Annotated in this window: 31 protein-coding genes; all 31 read right to left on the minus strand. The window is 69.4% G+C overall.

Going from position 1 to position 20,453, the window contains the following annotated elements; translation table 11 throughout:
• The 31 genes from OHB41_RS33970 to OHB41_RS34120 all read right to left on the minus strand — a co-directional run bounded on the left by OHB41_RS33970 (position 1) and on the right by OHB41_RS34120 (position 20,263).
• Positions 1-2,751: a hypothetical protein gene (locus OHB41_RS33970; protein WP_266702299.1), complete on the minus strand. Its 2,751-nt coding sequence runs from the start codon at positions 2,749-2,751 to the stop codon at positions 1-3.
• A gap of 11 nt (positions 2,752-2,762) precedes the next feature.
• Positions 2,763-3,158 (minus strand): hypothetical protein, encoded by a 396-nt coding sequence (locus OHB41_RS33975; protein WP_266702301.1) that lies wholly within the window; start codon positions 3,156-3,158, stop codon positions 2,763-2,765.
• A complete protein-coding gene (locus tag OHB41_RS33980; protein WP_266702303.1) occupies positions 3,131-5,014 on the minus strand; it encodes a phage tail tape measure protein in 1,884 nt (627 codons plus the stop codon). The genes OHB41_RS33975 and OHB41_RS33980 overlap by 28 nt, the downstream gene beginning before the upstream one ends.
• 167 nt (positions 5,015-5,181) lie before the next feature.
• Positions 5,182-5,580, minus strand: coding sequence for a hypothetical protein (locus tag OHB41_RS33985; RefSeq protein WP_266702305.1), 399 nt, complete (start codon positions 5,578-5,580; stop codon positions 5,182-5,184).
• Between the two features lie 12 nt (positions 5,581-5,592).
• Positions 5,593-6,099: a hypothetical protein gene (locus tag OHB41_RS33990; protein WP_266702307.1), complete on the minus strand. Its 507-nt coding sequence runs from the start codon at positions 6,097-6,099 to the stop codon at positions 5,593-5,595.
• The gene (locus OHB41_RS33995) at positions 6,099-6,509 is read right to left on the minus strand and encodes a phage tail tube protein (RefSeq protein ID WP_266702309.1); all 411 of its coding nucleotides are present in this window, start codon (positions 6,507-6,509) and stop codon (positions 6,099-6,101) included. The genes OHB41_RS33990 and OHB41_RS33995 overlap by 1 nt, the downstream gene beginning before the upstream one ends.
• 70 nt (positions 6,510-6,579) lie before the next feature.
• Positions 6,580-7,314: a hypothetical protein gene (locus OHB41_RS34000; protein ID WP_266702311.1), complete on the minus strand. Its 735-nt coding sequence runs from the start codon at positions 7,312-7,314 to the stop codon at positions 6,580-6,582.
• Positions 7,311-7,505, minus strand: coding sequence for a hypothetical protein (locus OHB41_RS34005; RefSeq protein ID WP_266702313.1), 195 nt, complete (start codon positions 7,503-7,505; stop codon positions 7,311-7,313). Before OHB41_RS34005 ends, OHB41_RS34000 begins: the two co-directional genes overlap by 4 nt.
• 1 nt (position 7,506) lies before the next feature.
• Positions 7,507-7,956, minus strand: coding sequence for a hypothetical protein (locus OHB41_RS34010; protein ID WP_266702315.1), 450 nt, complete (start codon positions 7,954-7,956; stop codon positions 7,507-7,509).
• 8 nt (positions 7,957-7,964) lie between these two features.
• Positions 7,965-8,570, minus strand: coding sequence for a phage gp6-like head-tail connector protein (locus OHB41_RS34015; protein ID WP_266702317.1), 606 nt, complete (start codon positions 8,568-8,570; stop codon positions 7,965-7,967).
• 1 nt (position 8,571) lies between these two features.
• Entirely contained in the window at positions 8,572-8,784 is a 213-nt protein-coding gene (locus tag OHB41_RS34020; RefSeq protein WP_266702319.1) for a hypothetical protein, read from the minus strand.
• 76 nt (positions 8,785-8,860) lie between these two features.
• Positions 8,861-10,255 carry a hypothetical protein gene (locus OHB41_RS34025; protein WP_266702321.1) on the minus strand — a complete coding sequence of 465 codons (1,395 nt, stop codon included), beginning with the start codon at positions 10,253-10,255 and terminating at the stop codon, positions 8,861-8,863.
• Positions 10,256-10,387: 132 nt separating this feature from the next.
• A complete protein-coding gene (locus tag OHB41_RS34030; RefSeq protein ID WP_266702323.1) occupies positions 10,388-11,062 on the minus strand; it encodes an HK97 family phage prohead protease in 675 nt (224 codons plus the stop codon).
• Positions 11,059-12,279: a phage portal protein gene (locus OHB41_RS34035; protein ID WP_266702325.1), complete on the minus strand. Its 1,221-nt coding sequence runs from the start codon at positions 12,277-12,279 to the stop codon at positions 11,059-11,061. Before OHB41_RS34035 ends, OHB41_RS34030 begins: the two co-directional genes overlap by 4 nt.
• A 9-nt stretch (positions 12,280-12,288) precedes the next feature.
• Positions 12,289-13,851: a terminase large subunit domain-containing protein gene (locus OHB41_RS34040; RefSeq protein ID WP_266702327.1), complete on the minus strand. Its 1,563-nt coding sequence runs from the start codon at positions 13,849-13,851 to the stop codon at positions 12,289-12,291.
• A complete protein-coding gene (locus OHB41_RS34045; protein ID WP_266702329.1) occupies positions 13,814-14,089 on the minus strand; it encodes a hypothetical protein in 276 nt (91 codons plus the stop codon). The genes OHB41_RS34040 and OHB41_RS34045 overlap by 38 nt, the downstream gene beginning before the upstream one ends.
• Positions 14,090-14,260: 171 nt before the next feature.
• Positions 14,261-14,488, minus strand: a complete 228-nt coding sequence (locus tag OHB41_RS34050; protein WP_266702331.1) for a hypothetical protein — start codon at positions 14,486-14,488, stop codon at positions 14,261-14,263.
• Positions 14,489-14,499: 11 nt separating this feature from the next.
• Positions 14,500-14,694 carry a hypothetical protein gene (locus tag OHB41_RS34055; protein WP_266702333.1) on the minus strand — a complete coding sequence of 65 codons (195 nt, stop codon included), beginning with the start codon at positions 14,692-14,694 and terminating at the stop codon, positions 14,500-14,502.
• Between the two features lie 10 nt (positions 14,695-14,704).
• Positions 14,705-14,998 (minus strand): HNH endonuclease, encoded by a 294-nt coding sequence (locus OHB41_RS34060; RefSeq protein ID WP_266702335.1) that lies wholly within the window; start codon positions 14,996-14,998, stop codon positions 14,705-14,707.
• Positions 14,999-15,061: 63 nt separating this feature from the next.
• Positions 15,062-15,322: a hypothetical protein gene (locus OHB41_RS34065; RefSeq protein ID WP_266702337.1), complete on the minus strand. Its 261-nt coding sequence runs from the start codon at positions 15,320-15,322 to the stop codon at positions 15,062-15,064.
• A 193-nt stretch (positions 15,323-15,515) separates the two neighbouring features.
• A complete protein-coding gene (locus OHB41_RS34070) occupies positions 15,516-15,716 on the minus strand; it encodes a helix-turn-helix domain-containing protein (RefSeq protein ID WP_266702338.1) in 201 nt (66 codons plus the stop codon).
• A complete protein-coding gene (locus OHB41_RS34075) occupies positions 15,709-15,993 on the minus strand; it encodes a hypothetical protein (protein WP_266702340.1) in 285 nt (94 codons plus the stop codon). Before OHB41_RS34075 ends, OHB41_RS34070 begins: the two co-directional genes overlap by 8 nt.
• A gap of 70 nt (positions 15,994-16,063) precedes the next feature.
• The gene (locus OHB41_RS34080) at positions 16,064-16,414 is read right to left on the minus strand and encodes a hypothetical protein (protein WP_266702342.1); all 351 of its coding nucleotides are present in this window, start codon (positions 16,412-16,414) and stop codon (positions 16,064-16,066) included.
• A complete protein-coding gene (locus OHB41_RS34085; RefSeq protein ID WP_266702344.1) occupies positions 16,414-16,926 on the minus strand; it encodes a hypothetical protein in 513 nt (170 codons plus the stop codon). Before OHB41_RS34085 ends, OHB41_RS34080 begins: the two co-directional genes overlap by 1 nt.
• A gap of 16 nt (positions 16,927-16,942) precedes the next feature.
• Positions 16,943-17,089, minus strand: coding sequence for a hypothetical protein (locus OHB41_RS34090; protein WP_266702346.1), 147 nt, complete (start codon positions 17,087-17,089; stop codon positions 16,943-16,945).
• Entirely contained in the window at positions 17,086-17,919 is an 834-nt protein-coding gene (locus OHB41_RS34095) for a hypothetical protein (protein WP_266702348.1), read from the minus strand. The genes OHB41_RS34090 and OHB41_RS34095 overlap by 4 nt, the downstream gene beginning before the upstream one ends.
• Positions 17,916-18,104, minus strand: coding sequence for a hypothetical protein (locus tag OHB41_RS34100; RefSeq protein WP_266702350.1), 189 nt, complete (start codon positions 18,102-18,104; stop codon positions 17,916-17,918). Before OHB41_RS34100 ends, OHB41_RS34095 begins: the two co-directional genes overlap by 4 nt.
• Positions 18,104-18,463, minus strand: a complete 360-nt coding sequence (locus OHB41_RS34105) for a DUF6907 domain-containing protein (RefSeq protein ID WP_266702352.1) — start codon at positions 18,461-18,463, stop codon at positions 18,104-18,106. Before OHB41_RS34105 ends, OHB41_RS34100 begins: the two co-directional genes overlap by 1 nt.
• Positions 18,460-18,828, minus strand: a complete 369-nt coding sequence (locus tag OHB41_RS34110) for a hypothetical protein (RefSeq protein WP_266702354.1) — start codon at positions 18,826-18,828, stop codon at positions 18,460-18,462. Before OHB41_RS34110 ends, OHB41_RS34105 begins: the two co-directional genes overlap by 4 nt.
• Positions 18,825-19,304 carry an RNA polymerase sigma factor gene (locus tag OHB41_RS34115; RefSeq protein ID WP_266702356.1) on the minus strand — a complete coding sequence of 160 codons (480 nt, stop codon included), beginning with the start codon at positions 19,302-19,304 and terminating at the stop codon, positions 18,825-18,827. The genes OHB41_RS34110 and OHB41_RS34115 overlap by 4 nt, the downstream gene beginning before the upstream one ends.
• Positions 19,305-19,681: 377 nt before the next feature.
• Positions 19,682-20,263, minus strand: a complete 582-nt coding sequence (locus OHB41_RS34120; protein WP_266702358.1) for a hypothetical protein — start codon at positions 20,261-20,263, stop codon at positions 19,682-19,684.
• Positions 20,264-20,453: the final 190 nt, after the last annotated feature.

A 20,453-nucleotide genomic window follows, 5' to 3' on the forward strand; every position in this document is an offset into this window, starting at 1 on the left:
TCATGCCCCCTGCACGCTGTAGTCGGATGCGCTGCCGCCAGTCGTCGTCCACGTCTCGCCGGTCAGTGCGGTTCCCCACCCGTTGGTGACGAGCCGGTTGAAGTCGTCGTCGACAGCGCCGGTGACCGCCGTGACGGTCATGACCTCGCCGCCGACCCCGATGTTGAATGCGGCCTCCCACACCCACAGCGTGCCGTCCGTGACGTTGACCGTCAGGGTGGTGGCGGTGGAGGTGACGGAGGTGGCCAGGCTGGAGGCGTCCGTATCGACGAAGCCGAGCGCGTCGTCCTCGACGATCCCGACTATCCACGGGCCGGCCGGGGTGCAGTTCAGCTGCAGGTCCCAGTCGTTGGGGTGCCCGATGGTCTCCTGCTGGCCCTGCATGAGCAGGTCGATCGGGCCCGGCGGCAGCCACGCCGGCGGGTTGGCGATCTGCGCCCGGTCCCCCGACTCCAGCAGCGTCACCGCATCGACCAGGCCCGGCGCGGCCGCCAGGTTGAGGTTGAGGACCGGATAGCGGGACTCGTCCCAGGTCCCCAGGTACAGCTGCCAGTAGGCGTGCGGCTCGGCCTGGTCGTCGCTGTACAGGTTCTGCGTGACCGCGGTGTCGTACAGGCCGACGCCGTTGGGCGGGTCCTGGACCGACAGCGGGCCCGAGGTCAGCACGGCCCGGCCGGAGGCGCCGCCGTCACGGGTGACGGTGACGTCGTTGCGGACCTTCTGGTCGTCGTCGACGGGCTCCAGCGGCGGGGCCACGTGCCCGGCCACGTTGTAGTCCAGGGCGAGGCCGACAGGCTGGTTGTACATCGAGATGCGGTCGCGGTAGGCGAGGCCGACAGCGTCGCGCCGTTCGTAGAGGATCCCGCCGTCGACGTCCGCGGCTTCCTCGAGGAGCGACAGCAGCGTGTCGATGCGCTGCGGCCCGACCTGCTCTTGCAGGGTCGGTTCGCCCCACTGTCCGAGGCGCACGCCTTCCTCCGAGGCGAGCCGGGACATGCGCTGGCCGGCTGTCTCACCGGTCCACGCGTCGACGGCCTTGTCGAAAGCGTGGGTGAAGTCGGTGTTCCACACCGCGATGTGGCCGATGGCCATGCCGTCGATGTCGGCGGAGTAGCCGTCTGGCGGGGAGGCGACTCCGGTCGGCCGCCCGATGGTGCCGGCGAAGCTGCCGGAGAAGAAGCCCGCGTCGCCGCCGACGTCGGTCCAGGTGATGTTCCAGTTCACGTTCCCGCCGACCTGGAGGATCGCGAGCTTCGCCCTGATCCACTGGTTGTACAGGTCGGTGCTGGTGACGATGTCCACGCTGAAGACGGTGGCGCCGTCGTCGTCCTTGCACAGGATGCGGGTGCTGACGTTGTTCTGCTGGACGTACCACTCGCGGGCGGTGCCGGTGGACAAGACGCGCATGATGGTGCGCAGGGTGGTGTTGACCGTGTCGATCCGGTACATCCACTCGACGGCCCACCGGGTGAGCGTCGTGGACGGGGCGGGCACCCGTCCGTACAGGGTGCACGCGGTCGTCGTCGACGAGATGATCGTGGGCAGGGCATTGGAGCTCACCAGCGAGTCCGCGGCCGCCCAGTTCGCCGGGGCCAACTCCAGCGGCTTGACGCCCGCGATGGGCGAGTAGGCGCCGTTGGCGGCCTTCCCTTCCTCCATCGGCCAGTACGCCATCGGCCCGAAGGACGGGATGCGCCGGCGCAGCGTGGAGTCCAGGCTCTTCGCGCCCTGTCCGAGGCGGCGCAGGATCCCCGAGGCCTCGATGGGCACACGGACGTCCTTGCCGGACACGTCCCAGCGCGACGGCCAGGACGACACCTCACCAACGAACCGGACCCGCCGGTTGCTGATGGACGTGCCCGCCGGGATCGTCCACGTGCGGCCCGCACCGTCCACGAACGAGGTGGCACCCACGGCCTGCGCGGTGAAGACGGGGTTGGCGACCACGGTGCCGCCGATCCCGTTGCGGACCTCCGCGGCGTGGACGCGCCCCGCCGGGAACGTCAGGGCAGCGTTCAGCGCCCCGACCTGCAGAGCGGCCGTGGAGTTGAAGATGGACGTGGTGCCGGCCTGAACGACCGGGTCCCCGAGCTGGGTCCAGGGCCCAGCGATCGTCGGCGCGGTGTAGAAGGTGATGGTGCGGCCGCTGGCGCCGTTGTCGACGTCCAGCGTCGCCCGGACTGCCAGGCGCCCGTTGGCGGGCAGGACCGGCTGTGCGGTCGACTTCACGCCGATCACGCTCGTACCGTCCACAGACCACTCGAGATACAGCCGCTGGTCGCGCACGGCGAACATCCAGGACTTGTTGGCGCTCGCGCTCCCGAGCTTCCCCATCAGCTCCGTGGTGTGAAGGCTGTCGGACGCGTCCAGCCAGTTCGTCAGCAGCGCGTCGATACGGACGTCGATGTCCCCGGTGATGTCCAGGGCTGCCACGTCCGGGGTGGACGCGCAGCCGCCGGGCACCCCCGGCAGGTCCAGGAACGGCGTCCCCGCCTTCACGATGACGCGCAATGGTGTGTTCCGCCCGATGATCCCGTAGTAGGGCGACAGCGGGTTGCGCGGCGAGTACTTCCCGGAGCGGTTGTTGAAGGTCAGCTTGCAGTTGCCGGGGTCGACGTCCGCGCCCTCGTCGGCCCGCCCTCGCGTGATCACAATCTTCTCGTTGACGTAGACGTCGTTGGTGATGTCGACCCAGGCGCCGTTGATCCAGAGATCGATCTCGACGTCGAGGGGCGTCTGGGGAAACACCACGGTCAGGCTCCTTACTGGCCGAAGGCCTTCTCTGCGCTGCCCCGGCCCTTGACCCGGACGATCTTCCGCAGCAGCTTGTGGAGGTCGTCCTCAGCACCCGAGGTCTCGAGCCGGATGACGAGCCCAGCGCCGCCGGGCACGATCGGCGAGGACTGTCCAAGCGCCGGCGCCCCCGCGAGGGCAACGCGGCCGCCCGCCGCGGTCGAGGTGAGCGCGTCGTTCATGGCGGTGCGCGGCTCGTCGGAGCGGTCCCGGATGCCCTGGGCGAGGTTCGACATGAGGGAGTGGCCGGAGTAGAGCGTCCAGCCGCGACCGCTGAACGGCCCCTGTTTCGCGGGGCTGAACGGGAGGTAGCTCCGGGCTTTGGACAGGGCGCTCTTCACGGCCTCCGCCGGCGCGCTGAGCATGGACTTGATGCCGTTGACGAAGCCCTGCAGCAGCGAGCGCCCGCTGCTGTACAGGTAGCTGCCGAGGCTGCCGAGCGCGCTGCGGGCCCGCCCTGGCAGGCCCCGCACCCAGGTGATGGCGGAGTTGCCGCGGCTGACCACCGCCGACCGGAACCGGTTGAACGCTGCCGAGCCGGTGGCGTACAGGCGGCTGCCCAGCGAGGACATGGCGGCGACGGTGCGCCCGGGCAGGCCGCCACCCAGCTCACGATCGCGGTTGCGATGCGGATCGTCCCGGACTTGATGCTGTTCCAGTGCTTGATCACCAAGCCGGGCAGCGTCCAGTTCAGGAAGAAGCTGAGCAGCTTGCCGGGTACGGCCTTCACGAAGCTGACCACGGCGTTCCAGGCGGAGGCCGTGCCCTTCTTCACCGTGTCCCAGTGCTTGATCACCCAGCCCACGGCGAGGCCGATCGGTCCCGCGATGATCCCGAGCAGGTAGGGCCAGTTCGTCTTGATCCAGTCCCAGACCGCGAAGGCGGCGGTCTTGATCCCGCCCCAGGCCGCGGACCAGATCTGCTGGAACCAGGTGGTCTTCGTCGCGATCAGGACGATGACGGCGATGAGGGCGACGATGCCGATGACGATCCAGGTCATGGGGTTGGCGAGCAGGGCGGCGTTCGATTCCCAGATCGACGCATTCCAGATCTTCGTGACCACCGTGCCGATGGTCTTGCCCGCGTTGTAGACCTTCTCCGCTGCGGACACGGCGAGGACGGCCACGGCGACGCCGGCGAGGATCCCGGCGAGCGGCCCGAAGATCTCCTTGTTCTTCATCGCGAAGTTGACGAACGTGCCCGCGACCTGCGTGGCCGTCATCGTCGCGGTCCGCTGGAAGCCCTCCAGCGCGGCCTTCGGGTTGTCGCCGAGGGTCTTGGTCATCTTGTCGGCGGCCCCCGACACGTCCCCCAGCCCCTTCACGGCCTTGGACGGGTCGATGGCGTACAGGGCCTTGGAGAGGTCCTCGGACTGCGTGCCGAGCAGCTGCTGCGCGAGGGCGTACCGCTTCGTCGGGTCCGTGACGCCGCGGAGCTTGTCGGTGATGGTCTGCAGCGCGGCCCGTGCCTTCGGGCCGCCGTGGGCGAACGCCTCTGCCATGTCGTGGGCGTTCAGCCCCAGGCTCTTCAGGCCCTTTGCCGCGGACTGGTCCTGGACGCGGATGTTGAGCTCCTTCATCGCGTCCGCGACTAGGTCGGCGTCCCGGGCGCCGGCCTGCAGGCCCTGCTTGAGGATGCCGGTCGCCGTCGCCCCGTCCAGCCCCAAGTCCCTGAACTGGGTTCCGTATTCGTTCAGGGTGTCCAGGAAGTCGTCGGCTTTGTTGACGCCCTTCTGGAATCCGGCGGTGATGATGTCCATGGCCTGATCGGCGTTCTGCGCCAGGCCGGTCTTGAGCATCTGGCCGACTGCCGCGGTGACCCCGCCGAGGTCCTGGTCGAAGGTGTCGCGCAGGGCGATGACCTTGGTGGTGATGCCCTGCAGGCCGCCCTCCGCCTTGGAGGTGTCGCCGATGTTCTGGTAGACGTTCCTGATCGCGTCGTTGACGTCCTCGGTGGACTCGCCCCACGCGTTCTTGTAGACGTTTGCGGAGACCTTCGCCAGGTTGGCGGCCTCCGCCTGGCCCACGCCGAGCTGCGCGGCCAGCTTGTCGTTGGCGGCCTCCACGTCCATGGCAGACACGAACGACGCGCCCACCCCGACGCCGAGTGCCGCTCCGATCGCCGTGCCCGCGTTGGAGAACTTCTCCTTCATCGAGCCGAGCTGCTCGGACGCCTGGTCGCGGGCCACCAGGTTGAAAACCAGAGAGGTGTCCGACGCCACGGGGAATCACCTCCCAGGTGTTCAGTTGTCGAGCTCCGCGCGGGCTTCGTCGATCTGCTCCTGGTAGTTGTCCAGCCAGCCGAGCAGCGCGTCCGTCTCCTCGACGGTGAGCAGCGCCCATTCCCAGGGACGGATGTGCAGCAGGTTCGCCGCGTTGCCCAGCTGCCTCAGACGGCGATCGGCGGCAGGGCTTTTCCCTCGGAGTCCTCGTCGATGGCCGTCGCGATCTCCCGGTTGATCTGGTCGATCTGCTCCGGGTCGGCGTTGCCGTTCTCGATGAGCTGGTCGCGCATCAGCTCGTACTCCTGCTTGGAGTACTCCAGGCGCAGCTCGTCCCACGCGAAGTCGACGTCCTCGAACTTCAGCGTGGGGTGCTCGCGCTTACGCAGCACCCACAGCAGGGCCCGCCGGCACACCGCGTTGCCGTTCAGGACGCCCTTGGTGAAGTCGGTGAAGTCCATTCGGGAGCGCCGCTCAAGGGCCTCCCGTTCGGCCGACATGAGCTTCTGCGGCTTGTACTGGAACCGCTGCTCCTCGCCGCCGTCCGGCTCGTACACCAGGTACACGTGCGTCTCCTTCTACCGGACCCGGCCGGCGATACGGGTGGCCATGGCTTCCATGGCCTCGTGAACTGCTTGGTTGTACGCGCCCTCGCGGCCGGTGAACGACCGGTCGAACCACTCCAGCTTTCCGCGCTGGTGCGCCCAGTTCTCCCGGTTGCCGTACACGGGGTGGCGCCAGCCGGACGCACGGTTGGTGCGCTTCGGCGCGTTCGGGAAGCCGCGGACGTTCTTCGTCTTGAAGGCCTTCACCCGGGCCCCGGACCAACGGCCGCCGAGCTTCACCTCGGGCCGGATCTTCTTCGCGATGGCGGCCCGCAGTGCCGGGGCCGGGTGGCTGTTCAGCGAGACCATGCCCATGATCGAGCCCTTGGCCTGCTCGGCTCCCGGCCGGAGAGCATCGCGCATGTTCGCGGCGAGCTCCTTGCGCAGCTGCTTGCCGTCTTCCTCGGCGCGGATGGCGCGGACCAGCTGGTCCAGGCCCTCGTGCGTGACGCGCAGATCGAACGGTGGCCCGTCAGCCATCAGGTCGTTCCGCGGGTGACGGCACCCGAGGTCGGGTAGCTGACGCCCACGGACGCCTCGTCGCCGACCGACCCGGAGATCGGGTTCCATGCGTTGATCAGCACGGACCCGGTGTACTTCGGGTTCGAGGTGCCGACCACGGCGTTGCTGGCGCGGACCTCGAACGTGACGACCGTGCCGAGCAGCGGCCACATGATGGAGTCCAGGGCGGAAGCCGCTACGTCCTGGAACAGGTCCAGGGCGAGCTCGCCGGACTTGAGGCCACCGAGCAGCTCCTTCCACCCCTGGCTGCCGTAGGTGGTGACGTCCTTCTCCTCCACCTTCGTGGTGAGCTCCGCCTTCTTGGCGTAGGCGGACAGATCGACGCCGTTGACCGCCACGTACTCGGCGAGCAGAACCATCTTGGGCATGACAAACGCCCCCTTCCAGGGCTAATGACGGCCCCGGTGCGGGCCGGACAGGGTGGGTACTGCGGTGGGGCTACTGGCTGCCGAGCGAGGACACGAACAGGAAGCTGGGCGTGGTCCCCGTGATGGTCCAGGCGACGCGCCACCACGTATCTGTGATGGCCGTCCCGGCGGTGCGCATGATCTGCCCGCCTGCCACGGCGGCCGCGTTGAACGTCAGCCGGGTGGTCGGGCTCGCGAAGGTGTTGTCCACGGACGACTCGACGCGGGCCGTCAGGCTCGGCGTCGTGCCGGCCACCGAGAGCACGTGCAGCGCGGCGTACAGCCGCTTGCCCGCCGCTATGGCGCCGAGCTGCAGGCCGGTGCCGGTACCGGTCGCCGTGCGGGCAGTACCGGGCGGGTGGGCGAACTGGCCGCGTGCCAGAGGCCAGCTGCTCTTGCCGCCGCTGGTCCACGGGGCGATCTCGCCGACCGCATCCAGCAGCTTGTAGTCGCAGCGCAGGGCGTTCGTCAGGTAGGCCAGGTTTCCCACCGCGGCGCCGTTCGGGCCCATCGACCAGGCGCCGACGCTGCCGAGCTGCGCCCAGGCGGCATCATCGACCTTGCTCGGGTCGCCGGCCTCCCACTGGCCCTCGCTGCTGATCTCGGCGGAGCCGAGGCCGCCGAGCAGTTCCTTGTAGCCGCCCGATGCGAAGTTGGTGGCGTCCTTCTCCTCGATCTTGGTGGAGATTTCGACCTTGTTGGAGGCGCTGGTGAGGTCGACGCCGCCGGTGAAGAGGCGCGCGTTGGTCAGGACGAACTTGCTCACTCTGCCGCCTCCTTCTTGGTCCTGCGGCGCGGGGCCGGACTGGTGTCGTCCTCGACTTCCTCGGCGATCCCGGAGGCTACGAGGTGCTGCGCCTCGCCGGTGGTGATGTCCTCCACGGCTCCTTCGTCGGGCCAGGGCACGCCGTTTCGCGTGGCACCCGGCGGCATCTGCACCAGCATGCGGATGCGCATCTCAGCTGCTCCCCTCTCCGATGACTTTGATCATCAGTTCGGCGCCGACGTAGTTGGAGCCGGCGTGTTCGTACCAGCGGTAGCCGCGGACACTCGTGACGTGCAGGTCGTGGGCGAGGCCTCCGAGGGCGTACTCGCCGGGGCCGCCGCGGGCCACCTCGATCGCCGCCTTCAGTGACGCAGGCCCGGAGCCGGACAGCATGGCGTCCAGTAGCCGCTGCGAGGCCCGGTCGTCGGCGGTGGAGACCAGGACTCGGGTGGTGAACGTCAGCTCGTCCAGGCTGCGGCCCATGGCCTTGTCGAAGTCCTGCTCGTACTCGCCGACGAAGAAGTGCGGCGCGATGACGCTGTCGGGGACGTAGCCGGAACAGGTCAGCTTGCCCAGCCCGTCAGGCAGGATCACTGGCCGGGCGGCGTCCGCGATCGCATCACGGACGGAGGAAATCTGCATGCCGCCCCCTATCCAAAGCCGGGCAGGATGTACGGCTCGATCAGCGCCCACACGTCCGGATCCCGGCGGGACAGGTTGCGCACGCCCCACTCGGCCGAGCCGATGATGCCCTCGGGGGAGTCCTTGCGCTTGTAGAGACGGGTGGCCTGGATGAGACAGGCCGATGAAACGTCGTCCGGGACAGCCGGCCATCCGAACTTCGCGGTGACCCGGATGCGAGTAAAGGCCGTGCCCCAGATGCTGTTGGACCGCAGCAGGCCGGTGATGGGGTACCCGTCGGCCAGGGCGTTTTCGGGGGTCGTCTCGTAGCTGCCGGTGATGGCAGCGAACGAGCCGCCCCCGGTTGACGCGCTCTCTACCGTCATGCCGGTGGTGTCGCCGATGTCGTCGACCAGGAGTACGTCACCGTCTTCCTCGCGGACGACACGGGCGTGCAGCCGGTAGGTGCGTGCGACAGGGGTGTCGTCCAGCCAGAAGCGGCGCCCGGTCGCACGGTCGATGCCGCGGGACGCAGACTTGAGCGCCTTGTCCAGCAGGGCGTCCCGGGTGGTGTCGCTCGTCTCGATGCCCAGCTGCACCTTGAGGTCGTCGCGGGTGGCGTACTCAGTGGCCATGTCAGGTGGCCTCCGTGCCTCGCGCCCTGCGGCCCTTGGGCGGCGTCGACCGCGACGACGGCCTGGCGGGCTCGGTCTTCTCGCCGGCGGGCGGTTCAGCGCCACGCAGCCGCAGCTGTTCGTCGACCTGGTCGACGCGGTCCGTCAAACCGCGCTGCACCAGGCCCTCGCGCTCGCGCAGCAGCGCGGCGACCATCGGGTCCTCGGTAGCCATGCCTTGCTCCCTCCCGGGATGAGTGGTGAACCACGAGGGCCCGCCCCAAGCGGGGCGGGCCCTACGCGGCGAGGGATCAGACGCCCGTGAACGTCGGCGTCACCAGGCCGGTGCCGCCGATCTTCCGGGCCTGGGCGTAGCGGGCGTGGGTGTACGCGAAGTAGCCGTACACGACCATCAGGACGCCGAGGCTGGCCAGCTTCGGCTGCTCCGCCCGGATGTACATCGGGGCGCTGGGGTCTTCCCACAGGTGGCACTCGTTGCGGTCCACGAGGTAGACCTCGTCCTCGTTGGTGCCCGCGCCGTAGTTCGTCGCGATGTTGTTGTCGACGATGACCGGAGTGCCGTTGGGCAGCGTGCCGCGCACGCCGCTGCCGTAGGTCGTGCCCAGGTTGGTGCCGGCCATCTGCGCGGCGATGCCCGGCTGGCTGATGAGCGGCCAGGTCGACGACAGGGCGTTCTGCATCCAGTACCAGCGCCGCGAGTGCATCACGGCGATGTTCTCGCCGGACGCCTGGTCCAGCAGTGCGGCCTCGACACCCGACAGGCCCTCCAGAACCTTCGGGTAGAACTCCGTCGCGGTCGGCGTGCCGTCGGTGTACGCCACGGCGGTGGCCACGTTGGTCAGGCCGTTGGTGGCCTGGTTCAACAGCGTGGAGTCCAGCGTCGTGGAGTAGCGGCGGAACAGGTCGTCGAGGACGACGGGCTCGACGCCGGCGCCGCGTTCGATGGCCTGCCGGGACAGCGTCTGCTGGCCCGCGTTGGTCTGCACCGGAATGGTCATCAGCGTGTCGTCGATGTCCGTCTCGGACACGTTGGTGTTCTCCGACGCCTGCAGCGCGGTGCTGGTCGTCGTGGTGATCCGGGACAGGTTGACCGTCATGCCCTGCGCGGGCAGGTCGTGGCCGCGGATGGCGTCCGCGAACGGGCGTCGAGCGGCCGCGGCCGGGGCGTACAGGTCGGTCAGGTACTGCGGGACCACCAGGCCCGCGAACGCGCCCGTACCGGCTGCACGCTGCTCGATCTGGTCCCCGCGTTCGACGCGCTCCTCCTGCATGTGGCGGGCAAGGCGGGACTGGGCCTCGTAGTCGCCGAAGAACGCGGACGCCACGTCCCGCTCGAAGCTGGAACCGCGGCGGTCGTGGTCGGGCCGGTAGGTGCGCTCTTCCTGGCCGACGCGGGCGACCTGGTCGTAGGCCGGGGCCCGGTTGGCCGCCGGGGCGGTGCGGGCGGACAGGGCGGCGATCTCGTCCTCGCGGGCCTGCTCGGCGAGCAGCTCCTCGAGGGCGCCCTGGCGCCGGGTGACCTCGGCGTCGGCGGCGTCGCGGGTGGCGACCCGCGCCGTGACGGCGTCCTCGGTCAGGTTCTCGTCGGAGCGCAGCGCGACCAGCGCGTCCTGCTCCTGCTGTCGGGTGGTGATCGCCGTCTCCAGCGCGGTGCGCGCCTGGGCGATCAGGTCGGCGAGAGTCATCTCGTCCTCCTTGTCGATGGAATCCAGACGCCCCGGTCCAGGTCAGACGGCCACCCGAGGCATGGCGCCGGGTGGTCTCGTGCGCGCGAGCGCAGGGCAGTAGCTCCCGCCGGACGGCGGGAAGATCAGGGGTCAGCGGGCGAGCGCGATCTCCAGGAGCGCGCGGGCCCGGCTGTTCGTCGGCGCGGCCGCGGGCTGCCGCAGGCTCGCACCGGTGTAGGGGTTGGCGCCGTAGCCGACGATCGCGACGTCGCCGCGGTGGATGTCGTACCGGTTGATGCGGTACTCGGTGTAGTCCGGGGACCACTGTCCCGACTCGATGCGGAACGCGAAGGACATCTCGTCGATCAGGCCCGAGCGCAGCTTCGGCGCGATGTACGCGACGTCGTGGTCCGTCGGGTCCAGCTGCGGGGCGCGCACGGACAGGCCGTTGGCGTCCTCAGCGAGGAACAGCGTCCCTGTGGTTGTGCGTGCCAGGCGGCGCAGCTGGTCGTGGCCCAGGACGAGAGGCACGTCGAGGTCCGCGCGGGCCAGGGAATCGGTTCCCGCGCCCTCGGTGACGACCTCGGTGTACGGGCCGAACATGTCCCACATCTCGTAGGCCTGCTCGTACACCGACGCGTGGCCAAGGAACTCCAGCGCGCCCGTATCTCCGGCCTCACGCACCTCGACACCGGACAGGGAAGCGCGCACCGTAGCGCGGGATCCTGCCTGCTCGGCGCTGCGGCGCTGTGAGGGCCGGTCGGCGCGCTGGCGCACGTTCTGGGCTCGGGCCGCCGCGGCCGCGGCGCGCGTGTTTGTGGTCATGACGTAGCTCCCGGTACGGCGGTCGTGGGCTGGGCAGGAACGGACCGCGAGCCGAACAGCCGGTCAAACTCGGCGAGCTGCTCCTCGGTGAACGGCGGCCGCTCCTCGATGGCCCGCGCCTCGGACGGGGCCAGCGTGCGCGAATCGATCTGGGTCTTCAGCGTCTGGGCACGAGCCGCAGGATCCATCCGCAGGAGTGCGTCCGTGTTGAGCTTCACGTAGCGCGGATTGGACACCAGCTTCCGGCTGAACGCGTCCTCGCGTCGGCCCACGGCCGGCCCCAAGTGCATGATGAGGAACTGCAAGTTTCTCTGGCTGATGTTGGCGTAGGTGACGCTGCTGCCCGACACCGCGGCGTCGATCAGGTCGCTGGGCACGCCGAAGAACCGGGCGATGTCGCCCATGCCGAACTGGCGGGCTTCGATGAACTGCGCCTGCTGCGCCACGGCCTGGATCGGCTTGTACTCCCAGTCCGAGCCGTGCACGAACACGTCCCCGTTGGAGACAGCCGCCCGGAACGCCTCCTTGGCCTCCCGCGCGTTCTTCTGGTTGATCGTCTTGCCGACGTTCTTCAGCGTGCCCGATGGGATGATGCCGGCCCCGAACCAGTCACGGGCGAACTGCTGCGCGTTCAGGGACTCCTCGATCGTCCACGCCGCATACGCCACCGGGGACAGGCCGAGCGGGAAGCCGGCGACGGTGTACTGCTTCTCGTGCCACACCTCCCACGGGTCGTACTCGGTGCCGCAGATCTTGAACTTTTTGATCTGTGAGCCGTTGGCGCGGACGGTGACTTCGCTCAGCTCCACCAGGTCGATACGGCCGGGCAGCCCGCGCCCGTCCGGGCCGATCACGCCCGTGCGTTCTGTGATCAGGCCGAAGCAGTTCCCGGCCCGGTCCAGGTCGAACTCGGTGGAGTACATCCACTCCTTGATGCCGACTTCCTGCCCGCCTGGGGTGACCAGGACGGGCGGCTTGGGCACCTCCACCTGCAGGCCCTGCACCTTGCGGTACACGTCGATCGGCATCATCGACACCAGGTCGGCCCGTAGCCGCAACGCCGCCCACACCGCGGAATGCCGCAGCGCTGAGTCGTTGGTGACGTGCACGCTCTTGCCGCCGAGCCGTCCCTCGCGGGACAGATTCAGCAGATCCTCGGCGGTGACGATGTTCGCGTCGCGGGTGACGGCGCGTCGCATCCTGTCCAAGATGCCCATACGGCCTCCCTACGCGAACGAATCGCTGACGTCGTAGTCCTCTTCGACCTGCGGGCCCCGGATGAGCAACGCCCAGCGGGCGAACGTGGCCGCGCACAGGGGGCTGATGTCCACCAGCGAGCTGGTGCGGTCGAGCGTCCAGGCGTCGCCGTTGCGGCGCGTCCGGGCCCCGTTCACGGCCGCAGTGAGGGGCACCTGGTCAAGGTGGGCGATGGTGCCCTGATTCATGGCGTCGGCCAGCTGGCCGCACGCCTCGACGATGTCCCCGTTGCGCATCACGGCCAGGTCGCCGCGTTCCGGATGTTCCTTGTCCTTCGGCACGTCGATGCCTGCGGCGATCAGGTCGTCGATGAGCGATCCGGCCGGCGCCCCAGACGACGCGATGGCCACGGCAACCGGCTTCCACAGGCCGCGCAGGCGGACTACGGCGGGCACCAGCCAGTCCGTGCCCGGTCGGCGGGCGACGACCTCGACGTGCACGCGCCCATCGGCCCGCTTGGACGCGGCCGCGATGGATGCGTAGCTGCGGTCCTGCGAGACGTCGATAGCGAGCGCCACACTGTCCGGCACAGGCTTACTGTCGGCGTCGAGCAGCCCCGGCCACTTGCCCTTCGGCACGTTCGGGTCCGTGGGCGGCGTGGGCTTCCGGGTCCGGTTCAGATAGGCCCGGTCGAACTCGGCCGGGTCCATCTTCTCCAGCTCGGCAGCGATGATGGCCTCGGTCACCGTGTGTCCCAGTGCGGGCAGCGTGGCCCGCCACGTCGCCGGGTTCGCCCGGTCCATATCCTCCGGAGCGAACCACTCGAAGTAGCAGGCCCGAGGCCGGGCCGCCGCGGCGTCCTCGGCGAGCGCCGCCCACAGGGCCTCGATCAGTGCACGGCCCATCTCCCGCTTCTTGTTCAGCCACACGCTCTTCGTCGTGCCGCCGGCCGACGCCCACCACAGCTGGGCCATGGATCGGGTCAGCATCGCCGGGGAGAACGCCTGCTCCAGCCGGTCGTCCTCATGAGCGAACGCCTCGTCGATGAACCCCAGGTCGAGCGGCGGGCCGTGCCCGGCTTTCTCGGTGTTCGCCGTGATGCCCATGCGCGAGCGGGTCGACGGCCACAGGATCGCCTCGTTGCCGTTGCTCTTCCGGATCCTGGCGCGCTTGGCCAGATCGGAGCCGGAGATCTTCTCCCAGAACTCATCCTCCCAGCGCTGCCGCGCCATGCCCCTCGTCTGCGCGGCGTAGACGATGTTCTGCCGCTGCCAGGCCAGCGCGCGGTGCACCTGGGCACCGAGGCACAGCTCGGTCTTGCCCTGCTGCCGGGAGACGGACAGGCCGACCTCGCGGTGCGCGAACAGGCCCGTCTCGGGGTCGATCTCCAGGGCGACGTCCGACACGTATTTCTGCCACGGCATCGGCGGGGCGCCGAGCTTGGCCATGACCTTCCACAGCTTCGGTCCGAGCGACGGCCTGTCCGGGTGGCGCGGTGTCCCCCAACGCGGCGGGCACTCCAGGCCGTACCGCTCGTACAGATCCTCGGCGAACTCAGTCGGGGGAGCCCAGGTCTCCGAGGTCGTCGTCATCGTCAGCGGCCCGCCCCTCCAGCAGCTGGGCGAGCGTCTGACGGAGCTCGCGGGTCAACTGAGGCAGCATCTTGTCGTCCTGGGCGACGGGCTCACCGCACGTCTCGCACGCGCCGGTGGCCGCAGCGTCGATGCGGCCGGCGAGCGTGTACGCCAGCTCCGACAGCGATGGCTCCACGCCGACCAGGTCGCCGAGCTGCTCGACGTCGCTCCGGACGGCGTCCTCCACCGAGCCCATGGCCGCCCCCTTCCATGATCATCCGGTCGGCATTGGCCCGGGGGGAGAAAAATAAAAGCTGGTCGCGGGGTTGAGAAGATGATCTTCCCTAAAAAATCTTGGCCGTCTCGGATCCGAACTGATCTGATCGGTCTGATCGTCGATCTCACGCGCCTCTGACCTGCATGTTTGTCAGGACACTCCGGGCATACGTCCGCCCCGCATCCGTTCCTCGCTGCGCACCAGGTCGGACAGCCAGCGTGGGTCGATGCGGGCCTCGCGGCGCAGCACGTAGCTGACGGCCTCACGGTTGGCCGGGTCCTTCAGCCAGCGAGCGATGTCGTCATGGCTGGGTTCGGCAGGGGGCGGCGGGGGTGGTGCTGCCGAACGTTCAGGCTGTGCCCCGCTGGCCTGATGCATGCCGTCCTCCCTCATCCGACGAGAGGTTCACAGGCCAGTAGTTCCTTGCCGCGTTCCTCGTACCACCGGATGATGGCGGCCTCGACGACTTCGCGAGCCTCAGCGGTGACGTCGTCGGCGTACATCTGCTCGCCGTCCTTTTCGGGCAGGTTGTCGACGGAGTGGACGACCAGGCTCACGTTGAAGCCGGTGCTGGTCTTGCTCACACGTCCTCCTCTACGGTCCGGCGAACCAGTCGACGCTGGTCTGCAGCTGGACGACGTCGGCGAGGGGGCGGTCGCCCTTCTCGTTGTTGCACTTGCGGAGGCAGGTGGGGCAGCCGATGACGCCGTGGATGGGCGCGAGGTTGTCGGGGTCGCGCCGTGCGCCGCCCTTGCTGACGGGGATGATGTGGTCGGCCGTGTCGGCGGCACCGTGGCCGCAGACGATGCACACGTCGGACTCGGCGAGCAGGCGGGCGCGCATCTGCCGGAACTCGTAGCTGGTGAGCTCTGACCGGTCGGTGGCCATGCTCACCTCCAGGTACGCCGAGGCCCGGCCTGCGTGTGCGGGCCGGGCCTGGTCGGTGCAGTGTCAGCGGCGGCGGAACAGGCAGACGAGGGCGACGCGTTCGCCTCCGAGAGTCTTGCTCTCGGCGGCCGCCATGTTGGCGAGCGCCCAGCCTTGGGCCTCGATGGCTTCGATCTGTTCGCCGACGCCGGTCATGGGCGCGGTCGTCATGCTGGTCTTGTTGGCCTCGATGAACTTGTACACGAGGACGCTGCGTCCCTCGGCGTAGGCCTTGCGCGCTTCGTCGGTCGCGCCCTTGGCCTTGGCGTTGTTGATGAACCCCATGGTCCCCCCTTGGACTCTGGTGATGAGGGGCTCAGTGTGGCGCTGCGCGGGTTGCCGGGCGAGCGCTGCGACAGGGTTGTGACACGACGAAGCCCCAGCCGGGGGGACCGAGCTGAGGCTTCGTCGTGCGTTTGTGGTGCCGGTTGAGGGCACAGTTGTACACGCAGATCGTCACACGCCGTCTGACCTGCGGTCAAGCGGCAGCGCGTGCTCGTCGTTCAGCGAGGAGCGCGGCGACGTCCTCGACGGCGTAGTGCGGGTGTCGTTCGGTGCCTCCGACCCGCTTGAGGCGGCCCCGGTAGACGAGGTTCCGGACGCCCCCGGGGCTGGTGCCGAGGGCTCGGGCGACGTCGCGGGTGGTGTACCGGCCGGGCGGGGCGGGCTGCTCATTCATCGGTCCAGTGTGGCGCGGAAGCGACCCGCAGGTTGTACCTCCGACAGTGCGCTTCGATCTCGCCCTGGATGCGGTCGAGGATCTCGCGGCAGGACTGCTCGAACGAGGCGCTGATCTCGTCGCCCTGCTCCTCGGAGTAGCGGCCGCTGTTGACGTCTTCTTCGATCTGTTCTCGGGCGCGGTCGTTGGCGATGTTCTGCTTGCGGTACTTGTCCTGCAGGCGCTGGAGCTCTGCGGTGCCGATGGGTTCCTCTACGGAGCCGAGTTCCTCGGTCATGGTGCTTCCCCTCCCTGTGGTGCTTGCACTGATAGTTCCGATGTTCGCGGTCAGCCATGCCTCGGCGGTCTCAGTTGGCTTGTTCGGGGTCGCTGGCGCCGGCATCAGGGTCTGGGTGCAGGATGCACATAACCCCGTTCGGGTCCAGAGCCCCTCTCGCCCTCTTGAGCCTGCGACGTGCAGCTTCAGCAGATTCGGGGGCAGCCCCTCTCGGTGGGGGAGTGGCTGACGAATCGGACATCCGGCGGGCGGCGCGCCACAGGGCCAGCGCCCCAACTACCCACAGCGCGAGGACTCCCACGGTCACGGAGAGCCGGAACGTCACGGCGACCACGACCCCGGCAAGGACGACCAGGAGGCAGGCGCCGGCCGCCCTGCTCGGCTCCTCGGACTCGGCTTCGGCCTGCTTCTTGCGGGCCATCAGAACGCCCCGTAGACGTGGTCGCCGATCCAGTTCACGGCGAGCGCGAGCGGCACCGCGGCGAACCCCGCGACCCCGGCCGAGGTGCCGAGCGTGATCCCGCACCAGGCGCCGCGCTTGAGGACGCCCGCCTGGTCGTCGCTGGCCTTCTTCACCGCGGCGATGAAGCACGCGGTCAGGATGAGCACCGTGCAGTTCCCCGGGCCGGACAGTGGGACGAACGTCTTCGCGGCGGCGAGCTGGCCGGGGTGCTCCCCGACTCCCCAGAACAGGGCGACGTCCCCCAACCAGTTGGACAGGCCGAGGACGCTGCTGGACGCGGTCCCGATGAGGCCGCCGATGCCGAGGGTGGTGAGGCAGCCATAGGACCAGGACAGCAGCCAGGGCAGGAGCTTGGCCGCGTGCTTGAGGGGGTCTTTCGTCAGGGGCTTGCGGCCGGGCCACCAGGTGATGATCTGCCAGCCGAGGAGGCAGAGGCCGACGGTCACGCCACCGGCGGTGACGTAGTTCATGGAGTGCATCGGGTTCCTAGCGGCAGACGGCCGCGGCGAGCGCGGCGCACGTGAGGATGAACGCGACGGTCCCGGTGATGCGGGGGACGTCGTGGAGCGCGACGGCGCACAGCCCGAAGAGGGCGAGCAGGGCGGACAGCCCGAAGAACGCGGCGAGGATCACGTGTCCTCGCGGGCCTTCCGGAGCAGACGCCGGCCGTAGCCGTCGGAGATTCCGAGTCTGGTTCCGATCTCGGTTCCGGTGAGTTCCGGTTCCGTCTCCAGCCAGTTCCGCACGGTGGTGACGCGGGTCTCGAAGGTGGTGTTCTGGGAGTCCTCGGTCTCGATGTCGGCGGCGCCGGTTCCGGTGGGCGGAACTGTGGGCGGAACTGGTTCCGGTGCCGGTTCCGTCTCGGGTCCGGTCGGTTCGGGGACGATGCCCCAGGTCCGGTACTCGTGCAGGTCGGGGCCTGTTCCGGTGGTTCCGCCTGCGAGTTCCGCCAGGGGGCGCCAGGGGCCGAGGACGGGGCCGACGGGCACCGCGTCGGCGGTCGTGTCTGGAATTCCAGACACCGGTTCCGCCCGCTCGACGGTGATCGGTTCCGCTGGTTCCGCCTCGACCGGAACCGGTTCCGGCGCGAGTTCCGGCGAGGCGGCAGGTGTAACAATTTCCCCGGCCGGTGTTACACCTGCGGGCCCCTCGGAGAGCCGGTGGACGCGCCACAGAACGAGCGGCGCGACCGCCGACACGGCGACGACGAGGAGTACGGATACGGGCAGGAGACTGACCTCGACGAGGTGGCTCGCCGCGTTCACCGCGATCAGCGTGAGCACGACCGTGAAGACGTCACGGCGGGCCCGGAGCGCGGCGAGCGCGTACACGTCGAGTGCGGCCGGCACGCCGGCGGCAACGTACGTCCCGAACCCGCAGGCGACCGCGAGCTTGTACTCGGCGGATGCGAGGACGGTGAGGACCGCGGCGAGCGCGGCCCACAGCAGGGGGTCCCGCTTCACGCTCCACCTCCGAACCGGCGGCGGTCCTTGCGCTCCCAGGCGTCGCCCTTGGCGGACGTCTTGCCGAGGTTGCGGTGGTGTCGCTCCCGGCGCTTGCGGGCCGCGCTCTCGGACGCGGACTCACGGCCCTCGTAGTTCGCGGCGCGCTCCTGGTCGTTGCCGAGGAGGCGGTCGAGGAAGCCCATTACTGGACACCCCCGGAGCGGAGCGTGTCGAGCTGGTCGGCGAGGCCGCGGATGCGGTCGGCGTAGGTGTCGAAAGCGGCGGCGAGTTCGTACAGGCCGACAGGGTCAAGGGTCTGTCCGAGCAGGCCGACCGAGGCACCGAGGCCGCCTCCGGGCAGTTCGGCGAACGGGGCTTCCACGAGTCCGGTGGTGTCGAAGACGTGGCCGTGGAAGACGAGTTCGACGTCTGCGCCCTGGTGGAGGATGTCGGCTCGCCTGTCGCCGGGCGTGGACTCGTGTCCGATGCACCACGAGGGTTCGGGCAGGGTGACGTCGCCGTGGTCGGCGGTGGGCAGGGTGATGGTGCGGGGCTCGCTCACTGGCTCTCCCCGGTGGGGAGGGTGACGGCCTGGGACCAGGTCTTGCCCTGGTTGAGGGCGGCGTCGGCCTGGTCGGCGGTGACGTACCCGGTGATCGGGTGCTCGGCGAGACGTTCGCGCAGGTAGTTGGCGTCCCAGGTCACGCCCAGGTCGGGGGCGTCGTCGCCGAGGACGCTGCGGAGGGCGATCCGGACGTGGGTGGCGCGGGTGGCAAGCAGTCGGACGCGGACCTCGTCACCGCCGATGGTCGCGGCGTGAGGCAGGTCGATCGCTTCGAGGACCGTGGCGAGCAGGTCGCGGACGGGATCGGGGATGACGCTCGGCCCGGCGGGGTTATCCACACTGTGGATAGGGGTGTGGATCACCGGGTCACCTGCTTGGTGCGCACGCGGCGGAGCGCCTCGTCCATGTCCGGGTCGCTGTCGCCCGGTCGGGTGACGGGGGCGGTGCGGAAGCCGGTGGGGGCGGGGGTGTAGTAGCCGCTGGCCTGGTTCATCTCGCGGTCCGCGTATTGCCAGGTGCCGGTGTCGACGGGCACTTCGGCCACGTTCCGCTTCGCGCGGTAGTGGGCGGTGACGGTGTGGCGGGCGAGGGCGGCGAGCCAGTTGTACATCTGGCCGTCGGTGGTGGCCCGGCATTTGTGGAGGTCGAGCCAGGCCCGGTAGAAGGCGTCCGCGGTGAGGTCCTCGGCGAGGTGCTGGTTGCCGCCGCGGACCTCGTGCTGGACGAGGCGGGTGATGGCCGGCTGGAAGCGGGTGTAGATACGGGTGAAGTGCTCGTTGAGCTGCTGCGCCGGGGTGATCTGGGCGCGCGAGGGCGCGCTAAAGTTCTGCTGGTCCATGAAGGAGGTCCGTTCTCCTGACTGGGCAAGCGGTCCCCGGACTGGCGTTGCAGTCGCCGTGCTCCGGGGGCCCACTTGTATGTGGGCCTGCTATTCGGTTGTGTCGGGGGAGTCCGAAGGCGTTGCAGTCGCCCGGCCGTGCTCCCGGATGTACTTCCGTACCGCGCTGACGTTGATCCCGAGTTCTCGGGCGACAGCTGATTTGCTACCGAGTTCCTCGGCGCCGTCTTCGAGCGCTGCGGCCCGCTGTCTGGCTACTTCGGATAGCTCGGCTTGCAGCTCGCTCCGCCGCTGGTCAGCGGCATCAACGCGTGCGCGCCAATGGGATGTTGGCACAGCCACTACTTTATGGAACCCCGGGGTTCCAGTCAAGGTGGTCATGCAGATTCCTTCGGCTGGTAATGCTTCATGAGGAGCCAGTCCTGCTCGGTGGCGTAGGTCGCCGAACACCAGCGGCAGACCACCCGGCCCTGCCCGGGGAGCCGGTTGATTGGGGCGCCGCACACCGTGCCGGTGTCGTCCGTCACCGCGACACACAGACCGACCCGCAGCGGCCGCGGCAGCGGAGCCCCGACGATCGACAGGGCCGCGCTCTCCAGCGCCCACACCTCCCGCGCCAGATCCCCGGCCGCGGGATAGTGCACCACGATCCACTCCAGCTCCATGCCCAGCCACCGGCAGTCCGCAGCCAGCCCAGACCGGGGCGGCGGCGTGTGCTGCGGCCAGCGCACCCGCTGCACGTCCACCCGCCAGCCCTCGACCACGGCCACCATGTGACCGCCGTCCACCAGGTCGAACACGTCTTCGTTCAGTGGTGAGCGGGGCCCGGCGCCGGACGTTGTGACCACCTCGACGGGGCCGGTGCGGCGCGGCACCAGGTGCACGCCGAGTTCCGTGTATAGATCGGGCAGCGCCGTCAGGGACTTCGCCAGCCTGGCGGTGTGCCGTTCGCACAGCATCCGGCCGCCAGTCTCTTCTCCGCACACCTCGCACCGGTTGTCGGGGGCTGCGGCTACGCTGGTGTGGACATTGCAAGCGTCTGCTGGCTGCGACGCTGTGAGCCCCCCGTCCGGCACGCTGGCGCGGGGGGCTCTCGTCGTACTGGGGGTCTCCATCCCGGGCTCCTTCGTGGTCTGCTGGGGGTGGCCG

The sequence above is a fragment of the Streptomyces sp. NBC_01571 genome (genome assembly GCF_026339875.1).
Taxonomy (GTDB): Bacteria; Actinomycetota; Actinomycetes; order Streptomycetales; family Streptomycetaceae; genus Streptomyces.

What these genes read in the sequence shown, in the direction of transcription:
- OHB41_RS33975 (WP_266702301.1), bottom strand. Translation starts at nt 3,158, where the DNA reads ATGCTCAGCGCGCCGGCGGAGGCCGTGAAGAGCGCCCTGTCCAAAGCC.
- OHB41_RS33990 (WP_266702307.1), bottom strand. Translation starts at nt 6,099, where the DNA reads ATGGCTGACGGGCCACCGTTCGATCTGCGCGTCACGCACGAGGGCCTG.
- OHB41_RS33995 (WP_266702309.1), bottom strand. Translation starts at nt 6,509, where the DNA reads ATGCCCAAGATGGTTCTGCTCGCCGAGTACGTGGCGGTCAACGGCGTC.
- OHB41_RS34005 (WP_266702313.1), bottom strand. Translation starts at nt 7,505, where the DNA reads ATGCGCATCCGCATGCTGGTGCAGATGCCGCCGGGTGCCACGCGAAAC.
- OHB41_RS34010 (WP_266702315.1), bottom strand. Translation starts at nt 7,956, where the DNA reads ATGCAGATTTCCTCCGTCCGTGATGCGATCGCGGACGCCGCCCGGCCA.
- OHB41_RS34015 (WP_266702317.1), bottom strand. Translation starts at nt 8,570, where the DNA reads ATGGCCACTGAGTACGCCACCCGCGACGACCTCAAGGTGCAGCTGGGC.
- OHB41_RS34020 (WP_266702319.1), bottom strand. Translation starts at nt 8,784, where the DNA reads ATGGCTACCGAGGACCCGATGGTCGCCGCGCTGCTGCGCGAGCGCGAG.
- OHB41_RS34025 (WP_266702321.1), bottom strand. Translation starts at nt 10,255, where the DNA reads ATGACTCTCGCCGACCTGATCGCCCAGGCGCGCACCGCGCTGGAGACG.
- OHB41_RS34030 (WP_266702323.1), bottom strand. Translation starts at nt 11,062, where the DNA reads ATGACCACAAACACGCGCGCCGCGGCCGCGGCGGCCCGAGCCCAGAAC.
- OHB41_RS34035 (WP_266702325.1), bottom strand. Translation starts at nt 12,279, where the DNA reads ATGGGCATCTTGGACAGGATGCGACGCGCCGTCACCCGCGACGCGAAC.
- OHB41_RS34040 (WP_266702327.1), bottom strand. Translation starts at nt 13,851, where the DNA reads ATGACGACGACCTCGGAGACCTGGGCTCCCCCGACTGAGTTCGCCGAG.
- OHB41_RS34045 (WP_266702329.1), bottom strand. Translation starts at nt 14,089, where the DNA reads ATGGGCTCGGTGGAGGACGCCGTCCGGAGCGACGTCGAGCAGCTCGGC.
- OHB41_RS34050 (WP_266702331.1), bottom strand. Translation starts at nt 14,488, where the DNA reads ATGCATCAGGCCAGCGGGGCACAGCCTGAACGTTCGGCAGCACCACCC.
- OHB41_RS34060 (WP_266702335.1), bottom strand. Translation starts at nt 14,998, where the DNA reads ATGGCCACCGACCGGTCAGAGCTCACCAGCTACGAGTTCCGGCAGATG.
- OHB41_RS34065 (WP_266702337.1), bottom strand. Translation starts at nt 15,322, where the DNA reads ATGGGGTTCATCAACAACGCCAAGGCCAAGGGCGCGACCGACGAAGCG.
- OHB41_RS34070 (WP_266702338.1), bottom strand. Translation starts at nt 15,716, where the DNA reads ATGAATGAGCAGCCCGCCCCGCCCGGCCGGTACACCACCCGCGACGTC.
- OHB41_RS34075 (WP_266702340.1), bottom strand. Translation starts at nt 15,993, where the DNA reads ATGACCGAGGAACTCGGCTCCGTAGAGGAACCCATCGGCACCGCAGAG.
- OHB41_RS34080 (WP_266702342.1), bottom strand. Translation starts at nt 16,414, where the DNA reads ATGGCCCGCAAGAAGCAGGCCGAAGCCGAGTCCGAGGAGCCGAGCAGG.
- OHB41_RS34085 (WP_266702344.1), bottom strand. Translation starts at nt 16,926, where the DNA reads ATGAACTACGTCACCGCCGGTGGCGTGACCGTCGGCCTCTGCCTCCTC.
- OHB41_RS34100 (WP_266702350.1), bottom strand. Translation starts at nt 18,104, where the DNA reads ATGGGCTTCCTCGACCGCCTCCTCGGCAACGACCAGGAGCGCGCCGCG.
- OHB41_RS34115 (WP_266702356.1), bottom strand. Translation starts at nt 19,304, where the DNA reads ATGGACCAGCAGAACTTTAGCGCGCCCTCGCGCGCCCAGATCACCCCG.
- OHB41_RS34120 (WP_266702358.1), bottom strand. Translation starts at nt 20,263, where the DNA reads ATGCTGTGCGAACGGCACACCGCCAGGCTGGCGAAGTCCCTGACGGCG.